General features: G+C 67.7%; 5 protein-coding genes. All 5 read left to right on the forward strand.

Annotated features, from left to right (window positions below; genetic code table 11):
* Positions 1-3 precede the first annotated feature (3 nt).
* Positions 4-159 carry a phage major capsid protein gene (locus AC1D01_RS38410; protein ID WP_489740887.1) on the forward strand — a complete coding sequence of 52 codons (156 nt, stop codon included), beginning with the start codon at positions 4-6 and terminating at the stop codon, positions 157-159.
* Positions 160-206: 47 nt separating this feature from the next.
* A complete protein-coding gene (locus AC1D01_RS32500; protein ID WP_477873622.1) occupies positions 207-545 on the forward strand; it encodes a capsid cement protein in 339 nt (112 codons plus the stop codon).
* Between the two features lie 13 nt (positions 546-558).
* A complete protein-coding gene (locus tag AC1D01_RS32505; protein WP_477873623.1) occupies positions 559-885 on the forward strand; it encodes a head-tail joining protein in 327 nt (108 codons plus the stop codon).
* Positions 882-1,325 (forward strand): hypothetical protein, encoded by a 444-nt coding sequence (locus AC1D01_RS32510; protein ID WP_477873624.1) that lies wholly within the window; start codon positions 882-884, stop codon positions 1,323-1,325. Before AC1D01_RS32505 ends, AC1D01_RS32510 begins: the two co-directional genes overlap by 4 nt.
* A 28-nt stretch (positions 1,326-1,353) precedes the next feature.
* On the forward strand, positions 1,354-1,919 hold a 566-nt coding region (locus AC1D01_RS32515; protein WP_477873625.1), incomplete at its 3' end, for a major tail protein.

The raw sequence follows: 1,919 nt of genomic DNA on the forward strand, positions 1-1,919 counted from the left end.
GGCATGCACGACGTGGTGACGGTCGACTACCTGGACGGCAACGAGGCTCCGACGATGGAACAGCAACAAGGCTGGAGCGTCGACGGGGTGGAGTTCAAGGTGCGCATCGACGCGAGCGCCAAGGCGCTCGACTGGAAGACGCTGCAGCGCAATGGTTGACCGGGGCTGACCCTCAACGCTGAACAACAACACACAACAGGAAATCCATGAAGAATTTCGTCCAACCAGGCCAGGCCATCACCACCGCTCCGGCCGCAGCCGTGGCCGCAGGCGGCGTCCTGCGCCTCGGTGCTCGCATCGGTGTGGCCGTCGGCAACGTCCCCGCCAACGTCTCCGGCGTGTTTTCCGTCGAGGGCGTCTATAGGCTCCCCAAATTTGCCCCCGACGCGATCGGCGTCGGTGATGCGGTGCACTGGGATCACCTGCAGGGCGTCATCACCACGGCCACGGTCGGCGCCGGCAATGCGGTGATCGTCTCGGCCGGCTTCGCCTTCACGGCCGCCGCTGCCGGCGAGACCTTCGTCGACGTGAAGATCAACGCCTGATCGGGCGCACCGGATGTTCGACGACATCTTCACGCGGAAGCTGGTGGTGCTCTACGCCCGGCTCGGCCGTGATGCGCAGTTCACGCCGACCGGCGGCGATGCCCAACCGGTGCGGGTGCTCATCGACGAACCGGGCAGCACCGGCCTGGACGGCATGCAGGCGCGCACCGAGCCGACGATTCGAATGCAAAGCGCAGACGCACCGAACGGCGTACTCCGGGGCGACCGTTTCACCGTGGCCGGCAAGACCTGGGTGGCGCGCGAGGCCGGCGTGCCGGTGCTCGACGGCACTGAGCTGCAGGTCGAGCTGAAGCCGGTTCCGTTGGGGGCTGCCGCATGAGCGTCGACAGCAATAGCACCCATGAACGCATCCTGCAGCGCGTCGACCAGGCGCTCAAGGCCGCCGACACCGATGCGACAACGCGGGTGCACCGAGGCCGCGTCGATGCCTTCGGCGTCGACGAGATCCCGGCCATCAACATCCGTCGCTCCACCGGCCAGGCCGACGCCTTTGCGCAGGCGGTGCAGCGCGGCCTGATGGAGTTCGAGCTGGACTTCCACGTGCGCGGCGACGACTGGGAGACGGCGGTCGACCGGCTGCACCTTCAGGCGCACCGCGCAATTGCCGTCGACGCCGGCCTGAACACCCTCGGCCGTGGTCTGCGCTGCGTACGCACCGAGCCACGCGCCGAAGGCGGCGACGAGACCATCGGCCGACTGACCGCGACCTACCAAGTGCAGGCGCTGACCCGCGCCGGTGACCTCGCCCTCGTCACCTGACCCACACAACCCTCATCCACAGAACCCAATGATCAACTTCGGAACCGGCAAGATCATCGCGATCCCCACGTACGACTCGCTGGGCAGGTTGCTGCTGAACCCGAYGCCCGTGCGGCTCGGGACGATGCAAGACATCTCCGTCGACATCGATGTCGACCTCAAGACGCTGTACGGCTCCAAGCGTTTCCCGATCTCGGTCGGGCAGGGCAAGGGCAAGATCGAGATCAAGGCCAAGTACGCCGAGATCAACGGCGCGATCCTCGGCAGCCTGCAGTTCGGCAAGACGGCATCGGCCGGCGTGCGCGCCGCCGTCTTCGACTTCGTGGTCAAGGTGCCGGCTGCTGATGCTGCCAGCCAGGCCGCCGCGCAGGTCACCGTCGACCCCCCGCAGGGCGCCACCTTCGCAACCGACCTGGGCGTGCTCGATGCCGCCGCGATGGAATCGCTGGAGCGCGCGGCGGTGATTGACGGCCAGGCGCCGGCCGCCGGCCAGTACACCGTCGTCAACGGCGTCTACCGCTTCGCCCCGTCCACGCAGGACCGCACGCTGCTGATCAGCTACGAGTACCGCGCCGAGGGCGCAAACGCCAAGGG

The sequence above is a fragment of the Rhizobacter sp. P3_B12 genome, from assembly GCF_056402895.1.